The following is a 25,602-nucleotide window of genomic DNA, read 5'->3' as shown; positions in this document are numbered from 1 at the left end:
ATTTATACCTCGTCTAAAATTTGCTGCACTTGTCGGCTACCACGCCACTTCCTCTAGTGGGTTTGCTTTTACAAGGGGACAGGCCATTGAAATAGATCTAAAAATAACTGGCAACTGACAGGCAAAGCGTAGTAAGTTTCAGAAATTGATTGTTTAGGATGTGTAGGAATTACTGTCTAGTTCCGAAGTTTCTATCTTATGAATCGTTGGACTTTACTGTTTCACCCATGCTTAATAGCAACTGTATTAACTTTAGCTATTGCTCAAGATCCGGTTACTGCTACATGTATCTCACCAAATAATTGCAATTATCATGCTTATCAAAGTGAGAAATATTACCGTGAAGATGAGCGCAGTGAGCATCCTTATAAAACTGGTATCACAATTATGGTTATCACCTTGATCACTACAAAAATAGCTAAGTCTGCATTAAAGTCATGGCTTGTGAAACCATAAAAAAACTTGTTAAGAAAAATCAAATAGGCTTAAACCCTCTTCCTCCCTGCCTCCTGCCTCATCTCAACGATAAATATTCACACCGACCTACTTATGTAAATCTATAATATTTCTAGGAATCACTTATTAAAACGCTAATTAACTCTACAAAATCTTGAATGCAGCATCTTTTCTAATTCAGCAACAGCAATATTTACTCAACTTGCTGCACTAATAACTTTAAACAAGTATTTCATATTGTCTTTTAAGTAACAAATTTCCTTTACATATGAATCAGGTAATAATGTACCTGGCGTAGATGAAACCCCACGATATAGGGGTGATTATAGCTTGGTGAAGAGTCATGCATTATTTCCCTTGGTTTCCTGACTCCAGATTCGCCATCAGCAAATCTGGAGTTTTTATTTTCTGATGGCTGGAAGACTGTGATAATGCTCTCCTGCTGGCTGTGAGGGCATTTCCAATTGTAGAAAAATCTCTATATTAAACACTCGCAAATCTATCGGAAAAGTGTATAATATCCTGAAAGTACGGTTTATCGGTAGACTTATAGTACTTTAATGACAACAATAATAACCCGAGAAGGCAAATTTCAAAGCCGTTAATTGAAAGCTTTTGAAATTTGCTGGATTTGGTTGTGCTTGTTTGCATAACTGCTCAAAACCAATTCAACAGCAGATATTAAATTGCTGGCAAAAATCTGGGAAGGGGGATTATCTGTTTAATCCTTACTTTTCATCTTGCAAAAGTACTATTTACAGCCCAAAGGAGTAAATGTGATCAACGCCATACAGATTAATGAAAACTTGACAACAACAGGACAAGTCATACATAAACAAATTCAACAAGCTAAACAAGAGGGTTTTAAGTCGGTTTTGAATCTGCGATCGCCTGATGAACTAGGATTTGTTAAGGATGAGCAACAGATGGTTGAAGCTTTGGGGCTATATTACGCGAATGTTCCCCTGAAGCTAGAACATTTAAATGAAGAGCTAATTACTAAAATCCTCACTACGCTAAACCAACTTCCTCAACCAACCCTTATACATTGTGCCGCAGCCATGCGTTCAACAGGAATCGCATTGTTGAGTGTAGCCATTCAAGAAGGATTAACACCAGAGGAAACTTTAACCAAAGCTAGGAATCTCGGCTTTGGATTCTTTGAACATGCTGGTGTCAGCCCCCGACTGAAGCAATTATTCGTCAACTATCTTGATAAACATACGAAGGTAGCTAGACCTTATGCATTAAGCATATAAGGTTTGCGATCGCCGACCAAGATTTAACTATCAACAATACTGGATTATCCCAACCTGCTGCTTTTTCGGCAGGTTGGGGTAGCATAGCTATGGCAATTTTTGCAGATCAAATTACCTCAAGTTTGCACAACTTTTTGGTGGTAAAGGTTGAGGATTTAAAGTATTCAAGATTCCTGGATTACCTACAGCAGTTGAATTTAACTGAGAATTTAATTTAGGAGCACCAGCAGGATCGTCTTGTTTAGGACCGATAGCTAGGATACCCCTGTTTCCTACCAGAATTTCTGATTGAGAATGTGGACGGGGTGGAAAGCCAGGAACGCGCGTTCCGCACCAATTATCTGGATCGGAATTAGCAACACCAGAAATGTTATTTAGTTGAATTGCATTAGGCGCAATTGGTTGTGGTCCAGCGAAAGCAGGACTAACTACATTTACAGTTAAAACTGTACCTAGTACCGCCAAAGTTAAAGAAGGTTTCAACATAAATACTCCATCATTAATTATCTTTGGATTTTCTTTCTTCATTAACTACATAGGTATGACATGGGTGGTTTATGCATGATAATAAAATTGCTCAAAATAAAACCACAGATAAACACCGGACACCAATGAATATCTGTGGTTAGCAATCATCAATCAGGAACTATCTAATTGGAGTGATGGGATATGTTGGAAACTCCAGTGGAACTCTCACTTTTGTAGATTTTTGAAAGTAATCGCGAGAATAATAATTTTGCCGCCCACTGTTATCTAAAAATTGAGTGAAGCCTTGTAACATTATTTGAGAGCCAGCATAGTCTAAGGTTAATAATGTATTGGAAAAACCTTTGTTATAGTTAGCTGTTCCATAGGTATGGTTTGTATCTTGAACATTAAGTCCATATGTAACAACTGGCGCAGTTCCCCAATCACAATCTGTGGGATGACATTTACCAAACACTTGAATATTTAATTTATTTGTACCTGCTGAGGTAATGACTAAGCGAGTAACACCACGAGTGTTAGCATCCTTATTTACCCAAGTACCAACAAAATCAGCGGGTGCAGCCAATGCCGGGCTAACTAAAGCAGTAGCTAAAGCTACAGTAGAAGCAGCAATCATTAAAGAACGTTTCAACATATTATTAGGACTCCATTATTAGTAATTGTGTTTTGATTTGGTGGTTCCTTAATTTAACTAATTGAGTAAGAGAACCTTGATATTTATCAGCAATATTTCAGAAATATATCGGTGGTTAAAATTTTCAATTTCCTAACGCCACTTTTCACTCCAAGCACCTGTGACATCAAAACCACCAGTAACAGGAGTTAACTTCAATGAACCCCAACCAAAGGTGTTACAAATGGGGCCGAAACCTTTACCACATATATCACCAGCACCAGAACCATTAAACGAACGTGTGCCTATGTGGGAATAAGTAGAACCTTCCCAATTACCGTTACCAAACCAAGTTGTATTGTTTGGACCAACACGGAGAACGCAACGCAAGCCTTCACCGTTACGATTTCCTGCTAAATCAGAAACTTTGTATTCATCGAAATAGCCACCGCAAGTTTTTGGTCTGGGTAAAGGCTTATAGTTAGTAGCTTGGACTAATTGCCATTCTTCATTCCATGCACCAGTAACACGAATGGTTGAACCATTGAGGATTTGTACCTTCAGGTTTCCAGGAAAGTTATTGTTAATATCTTCACCGTTTCCGTGAATATCAGAGGCAAAACCCACTAGGTTAGAACCTCGGTAAATCGCTTGTCCCACGTGGCGATAGGTAGCACCACCCCAATTACCTTCACCGTACCAAGCTAATTTGGGAATTGTCGTTCCTGGTCTACCTTCACTCAATTTGACACAGCGGATACCTCGACCTTGACGGTTATCTAAAGGCTTAACAACGTAAGTCTGAGTATGGGGGCCACAACTAAAGCTTGGTACTTGAGTTAGATGTAAATTTTGTAGTACAGGGATTTGAGCAAAAGCAGTAGTTGCAGTAGACAGAGCTACCATACTACCAAGTGCTAAAGATTTCATTGAAAGTCGCAACATGATTCTCATTTGGTGTAGTAAAGTTTGTGGAGGCACTCTTAAACGCCTTCACTACTTCTCTAGGTAGGCTTCGAGTTTTTTATGCACCCTCGGCAAAGCATTATTGAGATTTTTTCAACTTTTGTGCAATTCGATGCCGATCGCTTCAGTCATTGGGCGACAGAATCAAGATTGCGTAGTAGTATGCAAGGTTGTGTCAAACGCACACCGCAAGAAACTTCCGAATACTTTTGGGCGCTTTATTGGTATAAGTTTTGGCAGCTTCCCGAATCTCAATCCTTGGCCAAGCAACATCTCACGGCTTATTTGCAAGAATCCTGCTATTGGATATCCCAAAAAACTGTGAATGGTTTCGCCAGTACTCAGTACCAATTATCAGACTGTTTTCAGGTGGCGATCGCGCACATTGATCGCGTCCTTAAAGGTTTTAACCCCAGTCAAGGTCATACCCTAAAAAACTACGCTGGCCCCATCTTTGCAAGTGCAATCCGCGAAACTTTGCGCCAGCGTCACGAAGTTGATATCTGTACAGATTGGGGACTATTACGTAAAGTCTCGCACAAGCGATTGCAGGAGGCTTTGGAAAATGCTGGTTTATCTCAAGAAGATATTCATGCTTATATTCTTGCTTGGAACTGTTTTAAAACTTTTTATGTTCCCACCACCACCGGGACTTCGCGCAAGCTTTCTCGACCAGATGACCAAATATGGGAAGCGATCGCCAAAGCTTACAATTCTCAAAGTAACCAGCAGATCGGCATCCCAACCCTTGAGAAGTGGTTGCTAACTACTGCGAAAGCTACTCGTAAATATCTTTATCCCACTCCCGAATCTCTCAATATCACCCAAGGTGGAGATAATTCCTGGGAATTAATTGATAATCTGCCAGGAAATCAACAACCATCCTTAATTCAAGAAATTATTGCCCAAGAAGAAGAACAAACTAGGACTTCTCAACAAACGGAAATTAATCAGGTTTTAGTTACTGCGATCGCCCAATTAGAACCAGAAGCACAACAGATTGTGCAACTGTACTACGCTGAAGGACTAAATCAAGATAAAATCGCCAAACAGCTAGAAATGAAACAGTATACTGTATCACGGCGACTGACCAAAGCCAGGGAAAATTTGCTGAAATCTTTGGCTAATTGGAGTCGAGACACCCTGCATATTTCTATCACTCCAGATCTACTCAAAAGTATGAGTACCGTAATGGAGGAATGGTTGCAAAGCTATTACGGTGTATCTCCTGAATAACACGGAAAGTGGGGATAAGGGGGATGAGGAAGCAAAGGATAAATGATCAATGACCAATGACTAATAACAAATCCCAGCCAACAACTTTCCGGAGGAACCGCCATGACTGCATTTACTTTTGCCAACCCCACTGATTTAATTTTAGAAATCCCAGTTAATGCCCAAAATCAGGCGGATCTCCAGGGTCCATCTTTTTCTAACCCCACTTCTCGCTATCAAGGTTATATTAATGAACTTTGCCTGAGTGTTGTCTTGCCTTGGTTGCAAGAGGATTTTACATTACAGGCAAAGGTCTGGCCAACTACCACTGCTTTACCTAGTTTTTGGGAACTGGTAAATGGAACCGCAGTTTCTGTAGACGCCACTCGATTTATTTTGGTTCCCAGTGAAACTATTGATTTAAGTGAATTGCGAGTTCCGCAAGAATGGGTGGATTTGCCTAGTTGGGCTGGTGATTATTATTTGGCTGTGCAAGTAGAACCAGATGAAGGCTACGTTAGGCTTTGGGGTTACTGTACCCATGAACAATTGAAGAATAATGGCAATTATGATGCAAGCGATCGCACTTATTCTTTAGACGCTACTAAAATTATCAATGATATTAGTGTGTTGGCGGTAACTCAAGAACTTTGCCCGCAAACAACCACACGCAGCGCTATTTCACCCCTGCCAAACTTACCACAACAACAAGCCCAAAACCTGATTGCTCGCCTGGGAAAGTCGGAAGTATTGGCACCCCGATTAGCCATCCCTTTTCAACTTTGGGGTGGGTTAATTGAACATGGGGGGTGGCGACAAAGCTTATATCAACAACGTTTAGGTTTACCAGAACAATGGTCAGTGCTGCAATGGTTGCAAAGCGGCGTTTCCCAAGCAGCAGAAACTATCGGTTGGGGACGCTTGAATTTGCAATTGAGTTTTGTCGGTGGAAAAGGTGTAGAAGCAACACAACCAGATTCTATTCTGTCTCGCCAACTTGCGATCGCTGGTCAAACATACGAACTATTAGTCATCCCACAAGGCGAACCCGATGCACCCATCTGGCGGTTTGAATTGCGTAACGCCACAGTAGGTGCAGCCATACCTGGTGGGTTTAAACTGCGATTACTCACCGAAGATTTACAGCCTTTTCCTAGTAACGAAGATATCGCCACAACTGCCGTAGAACAACTTTTCGTAGAAGTTGCTCTAGAACCTGGTGAAGGTATAGTTTGGGAAATAGAACCCCTCCCGGAAAATTATGACCGCGAAATTCTCAAATTTTAAACTTTGGTTTGGCTTTTTTTATAGATACTAGGATGGGGAATTATTTCCTGAATCCATCGATAAATAAAAAGCCATGAGAGAAAAACCAAAACAACAAATGCGTATCTGGGCGATGTTTTGCCATCTCTCGGCTTTATTAGCTTGGATGCTATTGTTTTTATTAGTATTTCTCGGAATTCCTGTGTATTTACCGTTAAATATTTTAGGTCCATTTATCCTGTGGCGATTAAAGAAAGCCAAATCTCCTTGGATTGATTTTCAAGGTAAAGAATCGTTAAATTTTCAAATATCCCTGACCCTCTATATTTTGATTGTTATGATTGTATCCTTGTTGCTGATGCTAACCATCTGTGGTATTGCGATCACCACCAATAGTACAGGACAAGAGATTAAGACACTTTTAGATACTTTATTATTGGTATGGCTTTTGCTGACTTCAGCAATGATAGTCTTGCAATTATTTTTAGTTAATTTTGCTGCATTCAGAGCTTACAAAGGTGAACATTATCGCTATCCCTGGACAATTCGATTTTTAAAATAATAATTTAGATAACATTGGTTAATGACTAAAAACGATGAGCGTAAAGTAAGATTTTGGGTTATGCTATGTCATCTTGGGGCTATCTTCTGGCTACCAATTTACTTGTTTTTACCAATATTTATTCCTTTACTAAATATTTTTGTTCCCTTAATTATTTGGAGAAATAAAAAATCAGAACATTTATTAATTGATATTAATGGTAAAAATTCTATAAACTTTCAAATATCCACAACTATATATATGATTATTTGGATGATTCTTGTTTTATTTATGGCGACAGACTGTGGTAGCTCTTTGGGTGAGTTTATAAAGGGGAATAGTGAATTAAAGCGTAGGGTTTATAATTATTTAAGTATGTTTAGTTTGCCAGCACTTTTACTAGGATTCTTGCAGTTTTTCTGTAGTATGTCTGCTGCAATCACGACTTATATAGGGAAGTCATATGACTATCCATTGACTATCCGATTTTTGAAGTAAATAAGCCAATATGACCAAAACTAACGATGCTCGACTGCACCGCGCTCAATCCTCTCTTGAAGGCTTATCTGTGGGAGATGCTTTTGGAGAGCGATTTTTTCTCCATCCAGATGTGGTAGAAAGTTTAGTATTTGCCCGTGCTATCCCCGCATCACCTTGGTCATATACTGACGATACGCAGATGGCACTCTCAATCGTATCTATTCTGCGAGAATATGGGGAAATTAACCAAGATAAACTGGCAGAAAGCTTTGCCAAACAATACGATCGCGATCGCGGTTATGGTGCAGCAACAAGCAAGCTGTTAGCACAGATAAGGAATGGCAAACCTTGGCAACAAGAGGTAGTTACTCTATTTAATGGACAGGGTTCCTACGGTAATGGTGCAGCGATGCGAGTTGCACCTGTGGGAGCGTTTTTTGCCGAAGATTTAGACTTGGCTGTGACTCAAGCGATCAAGAGTGCAGAAATTACTCATACCCATCCAGAAGCGATCGCTGGGGCGATTGCTGTTGCAGTGGCGGCTGCTTTGGCTTGGAAATTACAAGATTCTTTACCAACTCAGCAAGAGTTTCTCAACTTGGTTTTGCCTTATGTTCCAGACAGCGAGGTGAGTTCAAAAATTCGCCTAGCTTGTGATTTGTCAGCGAATACCTCAGTGCATTCAGCAGTTGCGGTATTAGGAAATGGTACTAAAGTCTCAGCCCAAGATACAGTTCCTTTTGCTTTGTGGTGTGCTGCTCAACACCTTGATAACTACGAAGCAGCACTGTGGTTAACTGTGAGTGGTTTGGGAGACAGAGATACTACTTGTGCGATCGCTGGTGGAATTGTAGCAATGTCTACAGGTTTAGAAGGAATTCCCACAGATTGGCTAAAAGCACGGGAGCCTTTACCTAATTGGGAAACGGAAACAATCACTCTTTTCCGTCCTACTGGCCCTAAGGAACTAGCTCTAATTAAAGAAAGTGGTGATCGCGAGTTTCCGCCTCGACTTCCAGAACAGCCTATTTTTTACCCAGTACTTAACGAAGAATACGCTTCTCAAATTGCCCGTGATTGGAATGCAGCCAATGCTGATACAGGATATATCGGCTATGTAACGCGCTTTCAAGTACGTGCAGATTTCTTAAGTCGCTACTCAATCAAAACTGTAGGCGCTTCCATCCACCAAGAATATTGGATACCTGCACAAGATTTACCGGAATTCAATCGCAATATTGTTGGTTTGATTGAAGTGGTAGCGGAGTTCCGTCAGTAAGATGCATAGAAGAATACCAAACAGTTGGGTCTAAATGAGGGCGATCGCCAAATCGTCGATAGTCAGTTTATTAATAATTAAAATATAAATAATGCTAATTATTAATAAATTTACTTCATCTAAATAGTGAAACAATTCACCTGGATAAACAACATTAGCTAGCTCTGCCTAGAGAGTGATTTTATTGCAAATAATTGTGAAAATAATTTCATTCTCCAGATTGATGCAATCTTTAAAAAATCGGGATAAAAATAGACTATCGAACCTTTGAAGAACCTCCGACTTCCAAATATCATTGGATCTGTTGAATAATAATTATTTATAAGTTTATTATTCAACTTAACCAAAAGAAGTTTATTTCTTCACTAGGTTTATAACCATATTACTTCAAGAGGCATACCTTAGAAATTAGTTTTTTAAATTAACTTAATTCAGGTAAAAGCTTCTCTACTGAAGTACAAGTTCTGCGTTTTTGACGCTGTTATTGAGGAATGCAAATGAAAATTATTGCTTTGGTTACATCTATCCTACGTCCGGTACGTTTTCTAATTGTCGCTTTTACCTGTGCATTGTTATTGCTATCTAACGCAGTTCCCGCTTTTGCTATTGATAGCTATCAAAGCGATCCCAAAGAAGCCACTACACAACTTCTGGATATTCAACGCAAAACTGACGAAGTAGAGAGATCGGCACCTCCAGGATTAGATAAGGTTCAAAAAGAATCAAATAAGGGGCTGAATGAAGTTCAGGGAGATGCAGATATCGACCAGATGAAGCGTCCTGATAATACACAAGGTGCAGAGTCAGTAGAAGGCAAAATAGAAAATTTCCTGGAAAAAGTTACAGGTAAGAAGTAGGTTGCATTAATGGTAAACTCTGGAAAGCCGCGGTGAATTAACATTTGTGTATTCAAATAAACCGCGATTTCCCACCACCTGGTATCTTTGCCAAGATTGTAATCTAACTCCTATTAACAATCTAAGTTGATATCAGGTTATTTGTCACAATAGATTGGTGTAGCTTTTAGTAGAGGCATCTTGATTAGTAAGAATATTCAAGATGTCTCTTACTATTAAATACATACTAATTAAAGGATTTGACCATCTATCTATTAGCATAAAAATTAAATATTAACCATATATTTAAAATAATTTATTATCTTTCTATAGACTGATGTAAGTTCAGGATTAAATTTGTGAACTTAGTATATAAGTTCGTCAAAGAGAGGGAAAGTAATGCCAAGAATTAACATAGGGTTAACAGAACAACAACGTCAAGGTGTGATTGATCTGTTAAATCAAGATTTAGCTGATGCTTATGTATTGTTAGTTAAAACCAAAAAATATCACTGGGATGTTGTCGGTCCTCAATTTCGTACCCTACATCAACTTTGGGAAGAACACTACGAAAAACTGACAATAAACATTGATGCGATCGCAGAAAGGGTTCGCACTTTGGGTGGTTACCCAGTAGGAACATTGGAGGGATTTCTCCAGATTTCCACCCTCAAAGAACATGGTGGCCAAGTTCCCAGAGCCACAGATATGGTGGCTAACTTAGTGCAAGATCATGAGCAGGTGATTCGTAATTTAAGAGAACATGTAGATCAGTCTGGTGAAGAGTTTCATGACCAAGGAACTGCTGACTTTTTAACTGGATTGATGGAAGAACATGAAGAGATGGCTTGGATGCTGCGCTCATTTATTGAAGGACAAGCATTAGATCCAAATACTCAATCGGCAGCATCTGACACTCAAACTCCTGTAGGTGTGTAGCTCAGTCGCGTAAGCATAAAATCTAACTTTAAATGGCAGTCTGTGGAAAAAGAAATTTACCCGCAGCTGCCTATTTTGTCTGTACTTTGTAAAACAATATTCAAGGAGATTTCTGTGGTAGAAACATACACAGCAGAACGCACAATTTCAACTGTATTTAAAGAACAAAAGCAAGTTGATGATGTAATTCGCCGTTTGCTAGATCGAGGTGTCCCCAGAGATCATATTTCCGTATTGGGCAGAAACTTTCAGTCAGAAACTCGAATTGCTGGTTTCATTACCAAAAAAGATGTGATTTTTGGGGGTTTGAGAACCGGGGCAATTTTCGGTTCTTTATTTGGTTCCTTTCTTAGCTTGTTGACAGGGGTAGGCGTACTGTTTATTCCCTTTGTTGGTCCAATTGTGGCAGCAGGCCCAATTAGTGCGCTGTTGCTTGGGGCTGCAAGCGGTGCAATCGCAGGTAGTGCTGGTGCAGGATTAGTGTCAGTTCTAACTACCTTAGGAATGCCAGAAGATAAAGCAGCAGTTTATCAAACCCGCTTACAAGCAGGCGAGTTTTTATTAATGGCAGAAGTGCCAAGCGATCGCACTGGCGAATTTCAATTATTACTAGAAAGCGCTGGCGGCGAAGAAATTCACACCGCACAGAAAACCTTAGCTCGTCCTTGTCCTGGCCCTTGTAACAAGCCAGAGGACTTATCTCCGGAGGTTCGCTCTCATCTTTCCCCAGAGGCACAACGCACCTTCATTGAACGATATAACGTTACACTCAGTGAAACAAGTGACGAGTTCACCGCCGAACAAGCTGCTTGGGAAGCAGTTCATCAACAATTTGAAGAAGATGAAAACGGTGTTTGGTCAAAAGCCAAGGTAAATGTTTAAGCGATCGCGCCTCAGTTATGATATCGAGTTTGGTGAGCGAATTAATTGGGGCTTTTAAGGGTAAGTTTTATGGATTTCGTATTTTAACTGCCTAAGCCGATGAATATTGAGATTAGCCTGCGACGTCAGGCTATGTTTATATAGTCCCAAGCTTTTAGCTTGAAGGCGGTAGAAGTTATTATCGTCGATATTCGTCGCCGCAATCGCCAATTAACTGATATAAATCTCGTGACTGTCGAGACACTGCATCTATTTGATTTACATCCTCAGCATCTAAAGCAAAATCAAATACTTTGGCGTTATCTGCTAAATGTTCAGATATGCCAAGTCTGGCACCAACAATTACTCCTCCAACAGCAGACTTATCTAAAATGTAACGTACTGCCACATTAGAGATGCTAACTTCATGCTTATCGGCAATAGATTTGACGGTAGAAAGCAACTCTTGAAATAATCGCCACCCACCCCAAGCATCGACCATATTCTTATATTTCTTTAAGCTAACTGTAGCCAGATCAAATCCTCGTGGTTCTGGTTTACCCAAATACTTTTCTGATAGCAACCCGCCGCAAACTGTGCCATAAGTAAAAAGTTTGATGTCGTGCTGTTGACAAAACTGAATCATACTCACTTCAGGACGACGATCGACTAGCGAAAATTGCACTTGATTAGAAACGATTTTGATACCTGCTTCAACAATTATTTGCAGATGTTCAGTATCAAAGTTAGTCAAGGCTAAATGCTTAATTTTACCCTCAGTTTGCAACTCTGCCATGTACTTGAGAGCATCGAGGTAGTTCTTATCTTGATATTCCCACCAGTGGAACTGCATTAAATCTAATGATTCTACATCCATTCTTCTGAGGGAGATATTAATATTGTCCTCGACAATTTTTTTAGTCATTTTGCCTGGACGAGGAACCCACTTGGTAAAGGCTTGGATATGAGATACAGCTTCTTTACCACGAGTTGCAATTAGTTGACGGCGGAACTCACCAATCAAGTCTTCGGCGGGGCCATAATGATCTGCTAAATCCCAAGTAATAAAGCCTGCATCCACATATTTAAACATAGTTTGAATGGCGGCTTTGGGGTCGATGCGTCCATGTCCGCCAGAAACTTGCCACATTCCATTTAAAATGCGGCAGATGTTTAAATCGGGAGTAAATTGTAGATAGCTTGCTGCGGGTAGTGCCATGTTAAATTATGAATGATGAATTATTTAACGCCAATCTTTTTCAGATTGTTCTAAAACGTAAGCGGCGACAGCTTGAATTTGCTCTGTAGTCAGGCGATCTTTGTACGCTGGCATATTACTTTTACCGTTAGTAACAATTGATGATATTGCCTCTAAAGAATCCATACCATATTTCTTGAGGGCTTTTTTCTTCAAGGTCTTACCTCGTCTGACAATATTACCACCATTAACATGGCAACCAGCACAATGAATATCAAAGATTTGTGCACCGCTAACTATATCTTCTGCTTTCGCTGACGGGGTAAGAATACTTGACAATATAAAGAAAGCGACTAATATCAATTTTATTAGTTTCATCACTTGCTTTTTCCTATTTTTAAACTGATTTAGATACTCATAAATGCAGTAACAATACTACAAAGATTCAAAGTCTGCCATAAACCCAACAAACTTTTGGCATTCTTCCTGAAAGGATTCAGCATCACTAACATCTTCAATTTTATATGCCATGATCCGCTTGCCATCTGGCATTTTTTTAGAAGTAATGCAATCGCCTGTATATTTATCTGCCAATGCTTTAAATTCAGTTGCATAGATTTTCCAAGCTTGTCCAGAACAAGTGATATTTACTTGCCACATAATTAACTTTTATGCTGTATCAATAAATATTAATCATCTCACAAAATGGATATCCGTTACATATTAACTGCTGTCACAAACAGTTTAACTGGGAAAAAGCCAAGATTTACGAACCGCCAAAGACATTAAGTAAAGAAAGAAAAAATTTTATAGATTACTAAAGATTGCCAAAGCTTATCGAAACAGCAAAATTGATAATTCACATGATCGTGATTTTCTATCTAAAGGAAGTACCTTACCCAAACAGGCTGCACCATAATGGCAATAGAGGAGCTTGTCTGGAAAATTATATCCAAATTACCTAAATACCAAGAGTTGAAAATGCCTAACAATATCAAACAGAAAATTCAGACAGATTTGCAACAGGTCAAAGAAACTGGACAGTTGAGAAGTGAAAGAATTAGAGAAATTGTCAAAGCCGCAGTTTCTCAAGTAGGTTCTGAGTTTAGAGCGGGTTCTGTAGAACTGCGTAGTATTGTCAGAGATGCTGTTTCTGCTGTAATTGAAACCTTCCAAGAAAAAGGTAGCGAAATTAAAGAAGAAGTAACGGCTTCTATTGAAGGAGTATTGGAAGGAGTTAATAGCAAACGACACGAAAATATTGCTAAAACTCAGACGGAAATTAAAAAGCTACAGACTCAACTAGATAGCGAAGAGGAACAACTCCAACAAGAGGTTGATGTAATTTTGGCAGAGATTGAAGAGACAGGTAAAGAAACGTCTACTACTACAAAAAGTGTCCTTGACTCTGTAATCAACGGCATCAAAGATAGTGAGGAAGCAGCTATTTTACAGAAACGCTATGCGCAACTACAAGCGCAACTTGCTATTGTACGAGCTAATTTAGCCGCACGCTACGGCGGACGTTCTGAAGAGGTGAAGGATTATCTAGAGGAAGCTAAGCACTGGTATAATCAGGCTCGTCCCCAAGCAGAAAACTTGGCTGTGCAAGTAGAACAGAAGCGATCGCAGCTCGATGATAAACTGGGTGAAGCTGGAAGTGCGATCGCAAAAAGAGAACGTCAGCTAAAACAATCCTTAAGAGAGTTACTGCTAGCAGCGGCTGAATTGTTCAAAGAGAAAGATCATAATGATAAACCAAAGCTACCTCCTAGCTAATTTGATTTGTGAAAATTGTCATATTAAGATTCCCGGCCTCTTCAAGAAGTCGGGAATTTTGTTTTTCATAAATTATAAATTGAGTCGTCTAGGGGCTTTATTAAGATGATAAGCTTAATTTAAACTTAGAGATTTATCTACCTGATGATTTTATTTAGTATTCTATCTATCTTTTAAATAGAAAAATTGGTAACGGGAGTACTGCTAGGAGTACCGAAAACCCATTACCAATTTGACATGGTTAGTAAATACCATCCTGTCTATTTAATTGCTCTTCATGCTTAGCAATAACCCATACTGCATGAATGCTACCAGGAAGCCAACCTAACAGTGTGAGTACGATATTAATCAACAAACTCGGACCAATACCAACTTCTAGAAAAACTCCTACTGGAGGCAATAACAGACCAAGAAGTAAGCGGGTTAATTTCATGGGTTTGATTCTAATTTTTGATTGGTTTACTTACATTTGTATGGATGTCACCGAATTATAAAATCTACCTAAGGATTTAATTTAATCCGACGACTGTTAATTTACACAAAGATTTCCTAAATGAGAATTAGCTTGAGGGTAATTCTCCCTTGTTCTTAACATCGCCACTACCTAAAGCCAGATTTTTTTCGACAAAGTAGTTGTTAATGAAAGTGTTAGCAAAAGATAGAATCACTGGACCGAGTAGAAAACCAATGATTCCCCGAACTGAAAAGCCAGGAACTAGCGCTGCTGCTAATGCGAAACAAATGCCGTTAACAACTAACGAAAATGCTCCAAAGCTTAAGAAATTAAGCGGCAAAGATAAGGTTGAAAGAATTGGCTTTACTGAACCATTAATCAAACCAATAACTAAAGCTGCAATTATAGCTGCGGGAAAATTAGCAATATTAACGCCTGGAACAACTAAATCAACTATTAGCAGGCTCAAAGCTGTGGCTATTGCTGTGATCACAGGTCCCAACATTATTTTTACCTCAGAAACAGATTATTGATAATTTGAACTTCTTTAAGTTATTGTTACCTATCTAATCTGTCGTAACATCAATAGCAAGGTAGATTTCCCTTCTATCATTCGGCTGAGAATGAGCTAGCTAAAAAAAATTAGTTTTTAATTTTCTTATTTTATTTTTTACTGCTAGAACTTAAGAAATACTTTATAAAGAAAATATTAATTTTTTAGGCTGCTTAATATTACCATTTTGTCACTATTTTGGAATTCGATGTTTAAAGATATCTAATGCTTAAAACTTATTGCTTGTAGTAAAGCGACGATTTATATAAAACTTGTTCTTGATGGGTTTCTAAAGTGCAATCCGCTGAGGGATAAGTTACACAAGTAACAACATAGCCAGCTTGTATTTCCTGGGGTCGGAGAAATTTCTGCTCACTTTGATCGATTTCACCACTGATAAGTTTGGCAACACAAGCAGAACATTCGCCTTGTTTACACCCAGATGGAAGGCGGATACCAAAATCTTCCGCGATATCGAGGATATATTGATCGTCTGGTACTTCAATGATGCGATCTAACCCAATCGCAGGATTGATGAGTCGAACTTGATAAACTGCCATCTGCTATCACCAATACAAGAAATAACTGTTGTTATTTTCTCCCTTTGGGGCAGTTTCATGCAAAGTATGTTGAAAAGAGTATAGAAGTGCAAGGAAATACCAAACAATGAATTATGCCATATTCGTAGTGGCGTGTCTAGGTTAAACTTGTGCATTAGATTCATAGTTTAAGAAGCGCTAAAGCGCAACTACAAACATTTTTTATTGCAACATTTTAATCTTGTCACGCCAGTAGGGTGGTTTAACAAAGTTTAATGCAGCAGGTTAATCTTATCGGCGGTGCGTTAAAGGTTCCGCTGTAACGCACCCTTCTATTTACTGTCTAACAGACTTCATCGACAAACTAATTCGCTTCAGTTTCTCGTTAACTTCCAGCACGCGGACTTTCACAACTTGTCCGACTTTGACAATCTTCTTCGGATCGTCTACGAATCTATCAGCAAGTTGGGAGATATGCACCAATCCATCTTGATGTACGCCGATATCAACAAATGCACCAAAGTTGGCAACATTGGTGATGATACCTTCTAATTCCATTCCCTCTTCTAAATCCTTAATTTCTGTAATTCCCTCTTTGAAGGTGGCATACTTAAACTCAGCACGGGGGTCTCTGCCTGGTTTTTCGAGTTCGCTGAGGATGTCGCGCAGTGTCGGTTCGCCTACGGTATCGGTAACGTATTTTTTTAGGTTAGTCTTTTGAAGTTTTGCCGCAATTTGTGTAACCTGATTTAAGGGCACGCTGAGGTCAGATGCGATCGCTTCTACTAAGGAGTAACTCTCTGGATGCACGGCTGTATTATCCAAAGGATTTTCACCGTTGCGAATTCGCAGAAACCCGGCTGCTTGTTCAAACGCCTTGGGGCCTAGCTTTGGCACCTTTAACAATTGGCGGCGATTTTTAAAGGCTCCATTCTGGTTGCGATAGGTAACAATATTATTGGCAACTGCTGGCGTAATTCCAGAGACAAATGTCAGCAATTCTTTAGAAGCCGTGTTCAAGTCTACACCTACATAGTTAACACAGCTTTCTACAGTTTCATCTAACTTTTTCTTCAGCAATTTCTGGTCAACATCGTGCTGATATTGTCCCACGCCAATCGATTTCGGATCGATTTTCACTAGTTCCGCCAGAGGATCTTGCAACCGCCGACCAATGCTAATTGCACCGCGCACGGTAATATCTAAATCGGGAAACTCTTCTAATGCTACTTTGCTAGCAGAATAGATAGATGCACCCGATTCATTTACCATTACCTTTGTTGGTTTGCGTTCTATAGCTTGCAGTACTTGGGAGACAAACTCGTCAGTCTCGCGGGAAGCTGTACCGTTACCAATAGCAATCAACTCAATTTTGTACTTTTCAATGAGATTTTTAATAGTTTGTGCAGCTTTAGTGCGTTGTTCTGCTGCTTGGTGGGGAAACACTGCTTGGTATTCCAAAAATTTCCCTGTTTGGTCGATTACCGCTACTTTACACCCAGTTCTGAACCCAGGATCGATTGCTAAAGTTGGTTTCATCCCAGCTGGTGCAGATAATAGCAACTCCCGTAAATTAGTTTCAAAGGTTTTAATTGACTCAAAATCAGCGTAGGTTTTCTTCTCAGCAATTACTTCCCCTATCAGGGATGCTTTCATCAAGCGATTAAATGCATCCTTCACCATCGCCTGATAAAAATCGCGAATAGCGCGGACTTTGGTTTTTATTTCCTTTGACTCCAGATAGGAAAGTACCACATCTTCATCAAAAGCGATTTCAAAATTTAATACTCCCTCCGCTTCACCTCGACACAATGCCAAAATATTGTGAGGTGCAATGTTTTTCACCTTAGCTTGATAGTTGCGGTACATTTCAAATTTCGTTGTACCTTCAGGATGTTCGTCTTTAATCCGCGAGGTAAATACCCCCGATTCTAAGAGGTAATCACGAATATATGCTCGCGATTCAGCTTTTTCTGCGACTTCCTCCGCTAATATATCAGACGCACCTTTTAGCGCTTCTTCAGCAGATTTTACTCCCTGAGTTTCCGAAATATACTTTGCAGCTTCTGTTTCTAAAGAAGCCGATACTGGATTTTTCACATTCAATGATTTAATAAACTCCGCCAGTGGTTCTAAGCCTTTCTCTCTGGCGATAGTGGCGCGGGTGCGGCGCTTTTGTTTATAGGGTAAGTATAAATCCTCAAGTTCAGTTTTTTGTAAACTAGAAGTAATCTGCGCTTTTAGTTCATCAGTGAGTTTACCTTGGTTGGCGATCGCATTTAAAATTACCGATTTTCGTTCTTCCAGTTCGCTTAAGTAGGTATATCTATCGGATAAGTCCCGCAGTTGAACTTCATCCATTTCGCCGGTGCGCTCTTTACGATAACGCGCGATAAAGGGAATAGTTGCACCCTCTGCTAAAAGTTCCAGCGCATTTTGCACCTGAAAGGGTTTAAGGTCTAGTTCAGTTGCCAGTAGTTGAGGAATGTTCAGCATTGAGTGTCTAAGTGGAAAACGGTACTTCTCAAGGTAATATGCTAATCGTTCTTTTAATGCAATCGTAATAGTGTTAAGCTAATTTACCAGATGATTACAAAATCTTAATTTTCTCCACCGTTATTTTACATAGGCAGTAGTTTCTATATCTTGCTGGAATGTAAAATTAACCACAGGGTCAAAAACCGTTTTAATCTGTTTATATCAGCGTTATACGTTTGATTTTAGAGGTTAGTAAAAATGGCTTTGTTTTTTCTAGTTCCACTTTGTACGGCTTTATTAACTGGCTATTTAGTTAAGCGATCTACTGATGAAATAGCCTACATTGCTGGTGTATTTGGTTTCATTTGCTTCGTTTTGAGCTTGGTTTTAGCACCTTGGCAAATCCAGCTACTAATGTTAGTTGTTGTCCTGATAACTACTAACAAGCTCTTGTCAAAAAATGACTACCAATTAACTAATAGTACAGAGAAGGAACGAAGACAATGATACTAACTATGACTAAATAGTGTCGCGGAAAAAAATATCTAGTTAAATAAGCTTTATTCCCTTACATCATCTTCACACTAGTATTTTTTCTGACTTCAACTGATGAGGATTAATTACACGCTTGTTTGCAGGCTGATTTCCAACCTGCGATCTAGCCTAAAGACACATCTAAAATTGTTTGGATCTCTTCGTACAAGTAATTTTGGTAAACTACCTAAAATTTAAAGTTCCAGGATTTGAATTTCATCCAGTTGATTAATCACCACATCCGCACCTTGGACATGATCTGATTTTCCAATCCAAGTAATACCAATACAACCTGCGGCTTTAGCATCGCGTGCCATTTGCATATCACCAACAGAATCACCTACCATCAATGTGGCGCTTGGTTCTACTCCCAAAGCTTGGCAAGCTTGCAAAAATAGTACTGGATCTGGTTTACTCGGCCCTTCATCTACCCCCATTTCTAGCTGGAGATAGTCACTTAACTGGTGATGAGTTACAAACCTTTGGACTTCTTGAGTTGTCGCTGCTGAGAGGATGCCTAGTTTTAATCCTGCTTCAAAGAGAGACTTTAACACATCCAAACTACCGACAAACAGTGGCGAAGGAGTTTGATCGATGTATTTTTCTGCTTCATCCAAAGCTTGACGAGCGATTTTTAAGGACTCAAACCACCCCCTACCTGTTTCGGCAATATATGCGGCAGCTGCAACTTCGGTTTCGCGGCGACTTGCAACTGCTACAATACCCGCTGGATCTAAGTTATTGCCATTGACGCCAAATGCCATGAGTAGGGGTTCCCCTATACCTGGTATTTGAGCGTCTATCAACCGCGCTCCTCTTTGTGCGAGCGATCGCAAATACACTTCTGAGTTTTCTAGAGTACCATTTTTATCAAACAAAATCGCTTGAATATTGGAAAATGTGATATTTCTACATTTAATAGTTACCAAAATCTTTTACCCTTATATAACTATAAAAAATTCTCTATTACTTACTATTTTCGATTTTATTTTTGATTATACTCTTCCTGTAGTAACAAAATAAGGATAAGTCTACAAAATAGCGTGCTATATGTCTTTTATCGATGAAATTAATCAAGTCAATACGTTGATTGTGGGAGCAAGCCAAGGTATTGGTTTAGGTTTCGTAAAAAAATTGCTAATAGATCAGAGAATTAGCAAAATTTATGCTACATACCGTCAACCAGATTCAGCATTTGAGTTAATTAATCTTGCCAGCGAACATCCTGAGCGATTAATTTCTTTATCGCTAGATATCACTGAGGAATTGCAAATTGCTGAAGCTGTTCAACAGATAAGTACCCAAGTTAAGAAGTTGCATTTGGTAGTCAACTGTGTAGGATTACTACATGAAGGTACTTTGCAACCAGAAAAAAGTTTAAAACAAATAAATTCAGAAAATTTACTGCGCTACTTTCAAATCAATAGTATTGGTGCTGTGCTGCTAGCTAAACATCTATTACCATTATTAAAACATGGAGAACGTAGTGTGTTTGCTAGTATTTCTGCCAAAATTGGTAGTATTGGTGATAACCAACTTGGTGGGTGGTATGGTTATCGCGCCTCTAAAGCTGCGCTAAATATGTTTATGCGCACAGCAGCAATTGAGTATGGCAGAAGCAGTCCTAAAACTTTGGTAGTGACATTACATCCAGGAACAACAGACACACGCCTTTCGCAGCCGTTTCAGAAAAATGTACCAGCAGAAAAGTTATTTTCAGTAGAACGCACTGTTACCCAATTGCTGAATGTGATTGAGCAACTTCAGGAAGGTGATAGTGGGCAATTTTTTTCTTGGGATGGGAGTAGATTACCTTGGTAACTACGCTACGCTGGTGCTAATGAAATGTATGTTATTTACTACCACAGCCTATGAAATTTTTTGTTCCAGCAGCCAAGGATAATGTTAAAGCTGAGCAGGTATATAGTGCGATCGCTAGTTCTATTCAAGCAACAGTAACCGAAAAGCGGATTTGGAAATTAAGATGGCGTCACACTGAAATAGATATGGAATGCGAGGTAGGGAAACCTTTACCATCCTATTACTCAACAGGAAAAGAGTTAGTTCTGGCAATTTTTGATTGTGAAAACTTTTATAAAATTTGTACCCTTAATCATGGAGGAATAAAAGGGGAACCTATCTTGGCTGTAAAAAACTCTTACTCTTCAGCAACCTATTTTTCATAAAATATAAACAACTGAGGCGAAAAATAAATGATCCTACTCAATTAACTATTTACTGTTTTTTAAACACCTATCAGCACAGCAGCACTAATACATTTTTGTAACACTACATTTCATTCAATTCTTGATATAATCGCCACGATTTATTCACACTTCAGAACTTGAGCGATCGCCTCAATCAACTCTTCTGGATCAACTGGTTTGGAGAGATACATCTGAAATCCGGCTTGCAAGGCTTGCTGCCGATTGATTTCTCCGGCATAGGCAGTTAAAGCGATCGCTTTTATCTGTCCTCCTTGTTGCGGTGGCAAGGCTCTAATTTCGCGTAGCAATGTATAGCCATCCATTTCTGGCATACCAATGTCAGCTAGCAAAATGTCGGGTTGAGTTTGATTGAGTACTTGCAACACCTCTGTTGCCGAAGAAACAGTGATAACACCAGCACCCGCCTGTTCCAGAATAAAGGCAACTAATTCTAGATTGTCTACTTCGTCATCTACAGCTAGCACCTGAATTCCATGCAAAGTTCGCATTTCTTGTGCCGATGTTTCCGCTTCTGTTGTGAAAGTTGGTGTTAACAGCAGTGGTAGTCTAACTGTGAAGGTGGCTCCCTGCTCATCTCCAAGACTTTCAGCTTTGACAGTTCCCCCATGTAATTCTACGATGTGCCGCACGATCGCCAACCCCAAGCCTAAACCACCAAAGGTTCTGGTGATACTGCTATCAGCTTGGCGGAAATAATCAAAGACGTAGGGCAAGAATTCCGGATTGATACCTCTGCCAGTATCTATGACTTGAATTTGAGCATCTGTATCAATTGTCTCTAAGCGAATATCGACTCGACCCCCTGTAGGCGTGAACTTCACCGCATTCGAGAGCAAATTCCAGATAACTTGCTGCAAACGAGCCGCATCGCCTAAAACCTGACCGACATTGCTGGTAAAATTGGCTTGAATTTCAATACCTTTAGCTTCGGCTGCCAAACGCACAGTTTCAATTGCGGCTGTGATAGTTGCTTTCAGGTCAACTGGAGCAGAATTTAAATTGAGCTTACCTTGTAAAATCCGAGAAATATCGAGTAAATCTTCAATCAGTTGAACTTGTAACTTGGCATTGCGCTCGATAGTTTCTAGAGCTACATCTGTCTTGTTAACATCAAGCTTTCCCTTGCGTAGCAGTGTAGCCCAGCCCAGAATTGGATTTAAGGGTGTTCGTAGTTCATGAGAGAGAACAGCGAGAAATTCGTCTTTTGTCCGGTTTGCCGCTTCTGCTGCGGCTCTAGCTTGCTGCTCGGCTTCGTAGAGTTGGGCACGAGCGATCGCTCCAGCCGCTTGCTGGCATACAGCCAAGATAAATGCCCGCTCATCCTGATTCAGAGAAGATAATTCACTAAAGCCAAGGGTGATTCCTCCCACTGCTCGACCCTCAATCATCAAGGGTAAGGAAATCCAAGCGGTATAATCATAGCTAGCATAAGTATCTGCTAGATGAGGATAGCGAGTAACGCGCTCATCTATCGACTCTTCCCAAACGGGTTTTCCAGTACGCACCGCTTCTGATAAAGGATTTGATGACGTAATTGAAATCCGCCGCCATGTATTAACGATATCTGCTTGGAAACCAACAGAGTGGATAATTTCCAGTTCACGGCGATTTTCATCAACAATTGCTACTAGAGCACCAGTAGCCTTAAGTACAGAAACGCTCTGTTCTACAATCACTTCAGCGACTTGAGTAGGTGTGAGTGATTCTGAAAGAGCAGCCGTGACTAGCTGTAGACGAGCTGTACGATCGGCAAGTTGCTCTGCTTGGTTACGTGCTTGTTGTGCTTGTTCGTACAGACGAGCATTAGCGATCGCCATTGCAGCTCTGTCTGCTATATCTTGCAATAACCTGGGATGATCGTCGCTATAAGGATTACCAGGCCGTTCCCGCGAAATGCTTAGTGTGCCAATAATTTCTTCCTGCACTTTCAACGGTATCATCAACAAACTGTAAACACCGAAGCGCTCTAAATAAGGCAAATATTCTCGTTTCATGGAATTACGCAGCTGCTGTGGCGATACAACTGGCAAGAAAATCATCTCTCCTGTGCGTGCTACATATCCTGTCATGCCATCATCAACAGAACGCGGATGCACTAGTAATTTGCCAATAAATTCCCGCACTTGGGGATCGACATGATAAAAGGAAACAGTCTCAAGCCACTGTTTATCTTTTGACAACAAACTCAATACGCACGAATCACCCGTTAGTTCGCCAATTAGTTGGGTAATAGTGTCCAAAATCGTTTGCAAATCCAACCTAGCTGCGGCGAAAGTTTGGGAAGCGTGAGCCAGAAATCGCTCTCGTTGCTCGCTGCGTTTGCGGTCATCAATATCGGTTGCTGTTCCTAACCAACTAACAATACTGCCATTTTCGGCTTTGATGGGAACGGTTCTACTCAAATGCCAGCGATAAACATTATCAAACCTTCTTATGCGCAACTCAATTGAGAAAGCATTGCCTGTTTCTAAAGCCTCTATCCACCTTTCCATGAATAAGGGCAGATCGTCAGGATGCAAAGCTTGCTGCCATCCATTACCTTGGGTTGCCTCTAGAGTTAGCCCAGTGTAATCAATCCAACTTTGATTGCAGTAATTGGTGATACCATCCGCATCAGACATACACACAAGCTGCGGTAGGGATTCTGCCAACGAGCGATAACGCTCCTGACTTTGTCGCAACGCCTGTTCGACTTGTTTGTAGTCGGTCACATCACGGGCAATTCCCAATATAGATTCTACTGAGTTATCTGCTGCAAACTCAGGTACTAAAAGCGATTGATACCAGCGCATACCATTTGGAGTTAGAAAACTAAACTCAAGAGTATGGCGTTGACCTGTGCTAAAAACCTGGTGTAAATTATCATACCAAAATGTACAAATTTCTTCAGGCATACCTAAATCGGCATTGGTTTTGCCGATGAACGCTTCTTTTGCTAGGCCTGTTGCTGGTTCAACGGCAGGACTAACGTAGAGGTGGCGAAAATTAGCATCGACTCGACTGATAATATCTGGGGCATTTTCAGCTAAGGTTTTGAATTGTTGCTCTTGGCGGCGGAGTTCTGCTACTAGCTGCTTGCGATCGCTGATGTCTAGATACGCTCCAACTACACCTCGGACTTTGCCCTGCTCATCTTTAATGGGAACTGCCCTGCCGTAGATATACCTGACTACGCCGTCTTCAAAGACGAGTTCTGCTTCTTCGCAAACTTCCTGTCCAGTTCTGCCGGCTTTCTGCAAGGATAATTCTTCTGGTAGGATATCTTGACCGTTACGCTGTGTCTTAAACTTAAACGGAGATATGCCATCCACAGGGGTAGCAGTAGCAACGGAACCAGGAATTGCCCGCATTAACTCATAGGCTGCTGCATTTACAGTTACGTGATGGCACTGTGGATCGTGGGCAAGCCAGACAGCAACTGGGACAACTTCCATAAATGCTTCTAATTCCTCGGCCCTAGCGCGCGCCTGTGTCTCACTTTCTTGAAGGGCTGCTTCTGCTCGTTTACGGTCAGTAATATCATGAGAAATACCGATTACTTGCTGCGGTGAGCCATTATTTGTCCGGGTAAATATCAAATTCCGGCTCAAAAACCAGCGCCATTCTCCATTACTGTGACGTATCTGGTACTCCCACTCAATAATTTCTCCATCTTGTGCTTGATGCATCCGCTGCATGTGAGTAAGAAGCCTGGCAACATCGTCTGGATGTAGTAATTGGGCAAATAATTGGTTGCCCATTGCTTGTACTTGTGTTGCTGTGTAACCTAGGAGTTCACCTATCTGCCGATTTACATAAACATTACGCTGCTCAATCAGGTCATAAATGTACAAAATCCCAGGCGTAGCATTGGCAACTCGTTGAATGAACCGCTGATTTTGCTGAAGTTGCAATTCTGTTTGCTTGCGTAAGCGAACCTCGTCGTAGACATCGCAAATATCCTGAAACAGCATCACACATGTTGCTGGGCGATCGCGCATTGCAGGTAAGGTATCGGCATGAACAAGCAACGGGTAAACGCCAGTTGGGGTGTGCCAATTCAATTCCGCCCCTTGAATTTTTTCACCTCGTGCGACTCGGACTGCTGGCAGTTGTTCGGGCGGTATCGGTTGTCCTGTAGCATCAGTGCAGTAAAAATCTCTGTCATATACTCCAGCTGGGCGATCACTATAAATTTCACCTCCTGCCATGTCTTTCGCCGCTTGATTTGCGAAGGTGAAGCAAGCCGTATTGGGGTCAATAAATAGCAGGGGAATGGGTAGCAGATTTAATACTGCTTCCAGCCATTGGCCTTGATTAGCTTGGATTTGTGCTTGCTGCTGGAGTGTTTGTTCTTCTGTTTTAGGTACAACTGCCGTAGATCGCTGCAACTCTTCCCAGGCGCTGATTTTGCCGTCGGCTTCACCAAGAAAGCTTTCCGCAGAACTCGATTCCAAGCTCCGAGCAAAGCGTTCCACCAGTTCAGAACGGGAAACGCCGCGTTTACTTGCTTCTTGCTTTAGCTTCTGCCAAGCTGTCTTGGTTAGTGATAGGTTAACTGCCTGTTTCGATTCTAATCCCCAGGTTTGGATAAATTTACCTGTTCTGTCACGCTTCACTCAGGTGCTGCCCGTATACCTATATGGCTGACCCCATTAAA

Annotated in this window: 26 protein-coding genes; 14 read left to right on the top strand and 12 right to left on the bottom strand. The window is 40.5% G+C overall.

The window, feature by feature from the left end; genetic code table 11:
• Nucleotides 1-198: 198 nt before the first annotated feature.
• Both BV375_RS29005 and BV375_RS29000 read left to right on the top strand, forming a co-directional pair.
• Nucleotides 199-456 (top strand): hypothetical protein, encoded by a 258-nt coding sequence (locus tag BV375_RS29005; RefSeq protein WP_086766945.1) that lies wholly within the window; start codon nucleotides 199-201, stop codon nucleotides 454-456.
• A gap of 776 nt (nucleotides 457-1,232) precedes the next feature.
• On the top strand, nucleotides 1,233-1,715 hold the full coding sequence (locus BV375_RS29000; RefSeq protein WP_086766943.1) for a sulfur transferase domain-containing protein: 483 nt from the start codon (nucleotides 1,233-1,235) through the stop codon (nucleotides 1,713-1,715).
• A gap of 111 nt (nucleotides 1,716-1,826) precedes the next feature.
• On the opposite strand, the gene BV375_RS28995 is transcribed toward BV375_RS29000, so the two are convergent.
• The 3 genes from BV375_RS28995 to BV375_RS28985 all read right to left on the bottom strand — a co-directional run bounded on the left by BV375_RS28995 (nucleotide 1,827) and on the right by BV375_RS28985 (nucleotide 3,762).
• Nucleotides 1,827-2,201, bottom strand: a complete 375-nt coding sequence (locus BV375_RS28995; RefSeq protein WP_086836731.1) for a hypothetical protein — start codon at nucleotides 2,199-2,201, stop codon at nucleotides 1,827-1,829.
• A 160-nt stretch (nucleotides 2,202-2,361) separates the two neighbouring features.
• Nucleotides 2,362-2,838 carry a hypothetical protein gene (locus tag BV375_RS28990; protein ID WP_086766939.1) on the bottom strand — a complete coding sequence of 159 codons (477 nt, stop codon included), beginning with the start codon at nucleotides 2,836-2,838 and terminating at the stop codon, nucleotides 2,362-2,364.
• A 132-nt stretch (nucleotides 2,839-2,970) separates the two neighbouring features.
• A complete protein-coding gene (locus tag BV375_RS28985) occupies nucleotides 2,971-3,762 on the bottom strand; it encodes a hypothetical protein (protein WP_086766937.1) in 792 nt (263 codons plus the stop codon).
• An 81-nt stretch (nucleotides 3,763-3,843) separates the two neighbouring features.
• Here BV375_RS28985 and BV375_RS28980 point away from each other — a divergent pair, with 81 nt between their 5' ends.
• From BV375_RS28980 to BV375_RS28945, 8 genes are all read left to right on the top strand, one after another.
• Nucleotides 3,844-5,019, top strand: a complete 1,176-nt coding sequence (locus tag BV375_RS28980; RefSeq protein WP_086766935.1) for a sigma-70 family RNA polymerase sigma factor — start codon at nucleotides 3,844-3,846, stop codon at nucleotides 5,017-5,019.
• Nucleotides 5,020-5,121: 102 nt separating this feature from the next.
• Nucleotides 5,122-6,285, top strand: coding sequence for a DUF1822 family protein (locus BV375_RS28975; RefSeq protein ID WP_086766933.1), 1,164 nt, complete (start codon nucleotides 5,122-5,124; stop codon nucleotides 6,283-6,285).
• 73 nt (nucleotides 6,286-6,358) lie between these two features.
• The gene (locus BV375_RS28970; RefSeq protein ID WP_086766931.1) at nucleotides 6,359-6,826 is read left to right on the top strand and encodes a DUF4870 domain-containing protein; all 468 of its coding nucleotides are present in this window, start codon (nucleotides 6,359-6,361) and stop codon (nucleotides 6,824-6,826) included.
• 21 nt (nucleotides 6,827-6,847) lie between these two features.
• Complete coding sequence (locus BV375_RS28965) at nucleotides 6,848-7,303, top strand: DUF4870 domain-containing protein (protein ID WP_086766929.1); 456 nt, start codon at nucleotides 6,848-6,850, stop codon at nucleotides 7,301-7,303.
• A 10-nt stretch (nucleotides 7,304-7,313) separates the two neighbouring features.
• Nucleotides 7,314-8,564 carry an ADP-ribosylglycohydrolase family protein gene (locus BV375_RS28960; RefSeq protein WP_086766928.1) on the top strand — a complete coding sequence of 417 codons (1,251 nt, stop codon included), beginning with the start codon at nucleotides 7,314-7,316 and terminating at the stop codon, nucleotides 8,562-8,564.
• Between the two features lie 497 nt (nucleotides 8,565-9,061).
• Nucleotides 9,062-9,421, top strand: a complete 360-nt coding sequence (locus BV375_RS28955; protein WP_086766926.1) for a hypothetical protein — start codon at nucleotides 9,062-9,064, stop codon at nucleotides 9,419-9,421.
• A 378-nt stretch (nucleotides 9,422-9,799) separates the two neighbouring features.
• On the top strand, nucleotides 9,800-10,339 hold the full coding sequence (locus BV375_RS28950; RefSeq protein WP_086766924.1) for a Dps family protein: 540 nt from the start codon (nucleotides 9,800-9,802) through the stop codon (nucleotides 10,337-10,339).
• A 114-nt stretch (nucleotides 10,340-10,453) separates the two neighbouring features.
• Entirely contained in the window at nucleotides 10,454-11,221 is a 768-nt protein-coding gene (locus tag BV375_RS28945; RefSeq protein WP_086766976.1) for a ChaB family protein, read from the top strand.
• A 178-nt stretch (nucleotides 11,222-11,399) separates the two neighbouring features.
• Here BV375_RS28945 and BV375_RS28940 read toward each other — a convergent pair whose 3' ends face one another.
• Genes BV375_RS28940 through BV375_RS28930 form a run of 3 tightly spaced genes read right to left on the bottom strand, consistent with a single transcriptional unit; the run spans nucleotide 11,400 to nucleotide 13,058 of the window.
• The gene (locus tag BV375_RS28940) at nucleotides 11,400-12,419 is read right to left on the bottom strand and encodes an aldo/keto reductase (protein WP_086766923.1); all 1,020 of its coding nucleotides are present in this window, start codon (nucleotides 12,417-12,419) and stop codon (nucleotides 11,400-11,402) included.
• Nucleotides 12,420-12,443: 24 nt separating this feature from the next.
• Nucleotides 12,444-12,779, bottom strand: a complete 336-nt coding sequence (gene petJ / locus BV375_RS28935) for a cytochrome c6 PetJ (protein WP_086766920.1) — start codon at nucleotides 12,777-12,779, stop codon at nucleotides 12,444-12,446.
• A 54-nt stretch (nucleotides 12,780-12,833) separates the two neighbouring features.
• Entirely contained in the window at nucleotides 12,834-13,058 is a 225-nt protein-coding gene (locus BV375_RS28930) for a hypothetical protein (RefSeq protein ID WP_086686574.1), read from the bottom strand.
• A gap of 321 nt (nucleotides 13,059-13,379) precedes the next feature.
• Between BV375_RS28930 and BV375_RS28925 the strand changes: the two genes are divergently transcribed.
• Nucleotides 13,380-14,177: a histidine kinase gene (locus BV375_RS28925; RefSeq protein WP_086766973.1), complete on the top strand. Its 798-nt coding sequence runs from the start codon at nucleotides 13,380-13,382 to the stop codon at nucleotides 14,175-14,177.
• A 241-nt stretch (nucleotides 14,178-14,418) separates the two neighbouring features.
• On the opposite strand, the gene BV375_RS28920 is transcribed toward BV375_RS28925, so the two are convergent.
• From BV375_RS28920 to BV375_RS28905, 4 genes are all read right to left on the bottom strand, one after another.
• Nucleotides 14,419-14,610: a YqaE/Pmp3 family membrane protein gene (locus tag BV375_RS28920; protein WP_086766918.1), complete on the bottom strand. Its 192-nt coding sequence runs from the start codon at nucleotides 14,608-14,610 to the stop codon at nucleotides 14,419-14,421.
• A 127-nt stretch (nucleotides 14,611-14,737) separates the two neighbouring features.
• Nucleotides 14,738-15,136 carry a phage holin family protein gene (locus tag BV375_RS28915; protein ID WP_086766916.1) on the bottom strand — a complete coding sequence of 133 codons (399 nt, stop codon included), beginning with the start codon at nucleotides 15,134-15,136 and terminating at the stop codon, nucleotides 14,738-14,740.
• A 284-nt stretch (nucleotides 15,137-15,420) separates the two neighbouring features.
• Nucleotides 15,421-15,744 (bottom strand): 2Fe-2S iron-sulfur cluster-binding protein, encoded by a 324-nt coding sequence (locus BV375_RS28910; RefSeq protein WP_086766914.1) that lies wholly within the window; start codon nucleotides 15,742-15,744, stop codon nucleotides 15,421-15,423.
• A 315-nt stretch (nucleotides 15,745-16,059) separates the two neighbouring features.
• Nucleotides 16,060-18,219 (bottom strand): Tex family protein, encoded by a 2,160-nt coding sequence (locus BV375_RS28905; RefSeq protein ID WP_086766910.1) that lies wholly within the window; start codon nucleotides 18,217-18,219, stop codon nucleotides 16,060-16,062.
• Between the two features lie 240 nt (nucleotides 18,220-18,459).
• On the opposite strand from BV375_RS28905, the gene BV375_RS28900 reads away from it, so the two are divergent.
• On the top strand, nucleotides 18,460-18,708 hold the full coding sequence (locus BV375_RS28900; RefSeq protein WP_086766908.1) for a hypothetical protein: 249 nt from the start codon (nucleotides 18,460-18,462) through the stop codon (nucleotides 18,706-18,708).
• Between the two features lie 221 nt (nucleotides 18,709-18,929).
• On the opposite strand, the gene BV375_RS28895 is transcribed toward BV375_RS28900, so the two are convergent.
• A complete protein-coding gene (locus BV375_RS28895) occupies nucleotides 18,930-19,664 on the bottom strand; it encodes an HAD family hydrolase (protein WP_086766906.1) in 735 nt (244 codons plus the stop codon).
• Nucleotides 19,665-19,785: 121 nt separating this feature from the next.
• Here BV375_RS28895 and BV375_RS28890 point away from each other — a divergent pair, with 121 nt between their 5' ends.
• The gene (locus BV375_RS28890) at nucleotides 19,786-20,556 is read left to right on the top strand and encodes an SDR family NAD(P)-dependent oxidoreductase (protein WP_086766904.1); all 771 of its coding nucleotides are present in this window, start codon (nucleotides 19,786-19,788) and stop codon (nucleotides 20,554-20,556) included.
• Nucleotides 20,557-20,606: 50 nt separating this feature from the next.
• Nucleotides 20,607-20,921, top strand: coding sequence for a hypothetical protein (locus BV375_RS28885; protein WP_086766902.1), 315 nt, complete (start codon nucleotides 20,607-20,609; stop codon nucleotides 20,919-20,921).
• A 140-nt stretch (nucleotides 20,922-21,061) separates the two neighbouring features.
• On the opposite strand, the gene BV375_RS28880 is transcribed toward BV375_RS28885, so the two are convergent.
• The gene (locus BV375_RS28880) at nucleotides 21,062-25,561 is read right to left on the bottom strand and encodes a PAS domain S-box protein (RefSeq protein WP_086766900.1); all 4,500 of its coding nucleotides are present in this window, start codon (nucleotides 25,559-25,561) and stop codon (nucleotides 21,062-21,064) included.
• Nucleotides 25,562-25,602 lie beyond the last annotated feature (41 nt).

The sequence above is a fragment of the Nostoc sp. 106C genome, assembly GCF_002154725.1.
In the GTDB taxonomy this organism is placed as follows: Bacteria; Cyanobacteriota; Cyanobacteriia; order Cyanobacteriales; family Nostocaceae; genus Aulosira.
The sequence above is the reverse complement of the archived record's forward strand: the minus strand, read 5'-3'. Positions and strand labels throughout refer to the sequence as shown.

Excerpts from the sequence above, each read along its gene's own strand:
- BV375_RS28960 (WP_086766928.1), top strand. The coding sequence starts at position 7,314 with ATGACCAAAACTAACGATGCTCGACTGCACCGCGCTCAATCCTCTCTT.
- BV375_RS28905 (WP_086766910.1), bottom strand. The coding sequence starts at position 18,219 with ATGCTGAACATTCCTCAACTACTGGCAACTGAACTAGACCTTAAACCC.
- BV375_RS28965 (WP_086766929.1), top strand. The coding sequence starts at position 6,848 with ATGACTAAAAACGATGAGCGTAAAGTAAGATTTTGGGTTATGCTATGT.
- BV375_RS28990 (WP_086766939.1), bottom strand. The coding sequence starts at position 2,838 with ATGTTGAAACGTTCTTTAATGATTGCTGCTTCTACTGTAGCTTTAGCT.
- BV375_RS28920 (WP_086766918.1), bottom strand. The coding sequence starts at position 14,610 with ATGAAATTAACCCGCTTACTTCTTGGTCTGTTATTGCCTCCAGTAGGA.
- BV375_RS28970 (WP_086766931.1), top strand. The coding sequence starts at position 6,359 with ATGAGAGAAAAACCAAAACAACAAATGCGTATCTGGGCGATGTTTTGC.
- BV375_RS28910 (WP_086766914.1), bottom strand. The coding sequence starts at position 15,744 with ATGGCAGTTTATCAAGTTCGACTCATCAATCCTGCGATTGGGTTAGAT.
- BV375_RS28995 (WP_086836731.1), bottom strand. The coding sequence starts at position 2,201 with ATGTTGAAACCTTCTTTAACTTTGGCGGTACTAGGTACAGTTTTAACT.
- BV375_RS28980 (WP_086766935.1), top strand. The coding sequence starts at position 3,844 with ATGCACCCTCGGCAAAGCATTATTGAGATTTTTTCAACTTTTGTGCAA.
- BV375_RS28930 (WP_086686574.1), bottom strand. The coding sequence starts at position 13,058 with ATGTGGCAAGTAAATATCACTTGTTCTGGACAAGCTTGGAAAATCTAT.
- BV375_RS29005 (WP_086766945.1), top strand. The coding sequence starts at position 199 with ATGAATCGTTGGACTTTACTGTTTCACCCATGCTTAATAGCAACTGTA.
- BV375_RS28975 (WP_086766933.1), top strand. The coding sequence starts at position 5,122 with ATGACTGCATTTACTTTTGCCAACCCCACTGATTTAATTTTAGAAATC.
- BV375_RS28985 (WP_086766937.1), bottom strand. The coding sequence starts at position 3,762 with ATGTTGCGACTTTCAATGAAATCTTTAGCACTTGGTAGTATGGTAGCT.
- BV375_RS28955 (WP_086766926.1), top strand. The coding sequence starts at position 9,062 with ATGAAAATTATTGCTTTGGTTACATCTATCCTACGTCCGGTACGTTTT.
- BV375_RS28925 (WP_086766973.1), top strand. The coding sequence starts at position 13,380 with ATGCCTAACAATATCAAACAGAAAATTCAGACAGATTTGCAACAGGTC.
- BV375_RS28915 (WP_086766916.1), bottom strand. The coding sequence starts at position 15,136 with ATGTTGGGACCTGTGATCACAGCAATAGCCACAGCTTTGAGCCTGCTA.
- BV375_RS28950 (WP_086766924.1), top strand. The coding sequence starts at position 9,800 with ATGCCAAGAATTAACATAGGGTTAACAGAACAACAACGTCAAGGTGTG.
- BV375_RS28885 (WP_086766902.1), top strand. The coding sequence starts at position 20,607 with ATGAAATTTTTTGTTCCAGCAGCCAAGGATAATGTTAAAGCTGAGCAG.
- BV375_RS28890 (WP_086766904.1), top strand. The coding sequence starts at position 19,786 with ATGTCTTTTATCGATGAAATTAATCAAGTCAATACGTTGATTGTGGGA.
- BV375_RS28940 (WP_086766923.1), bottom strand. The coding sequence starts at position 12,419 with ATGGCACTACCCGCAGCAAGCTATCTACAATTTACTCCCGATTTAAAC.
- BV375_RS28900 (WP_086766908.1), top strand. The coding sequence starts at position 18,460 with ATGGCTTTGTTTTTTCTAGTTCCACTTTGTACGGCTTTATTAACTGGC.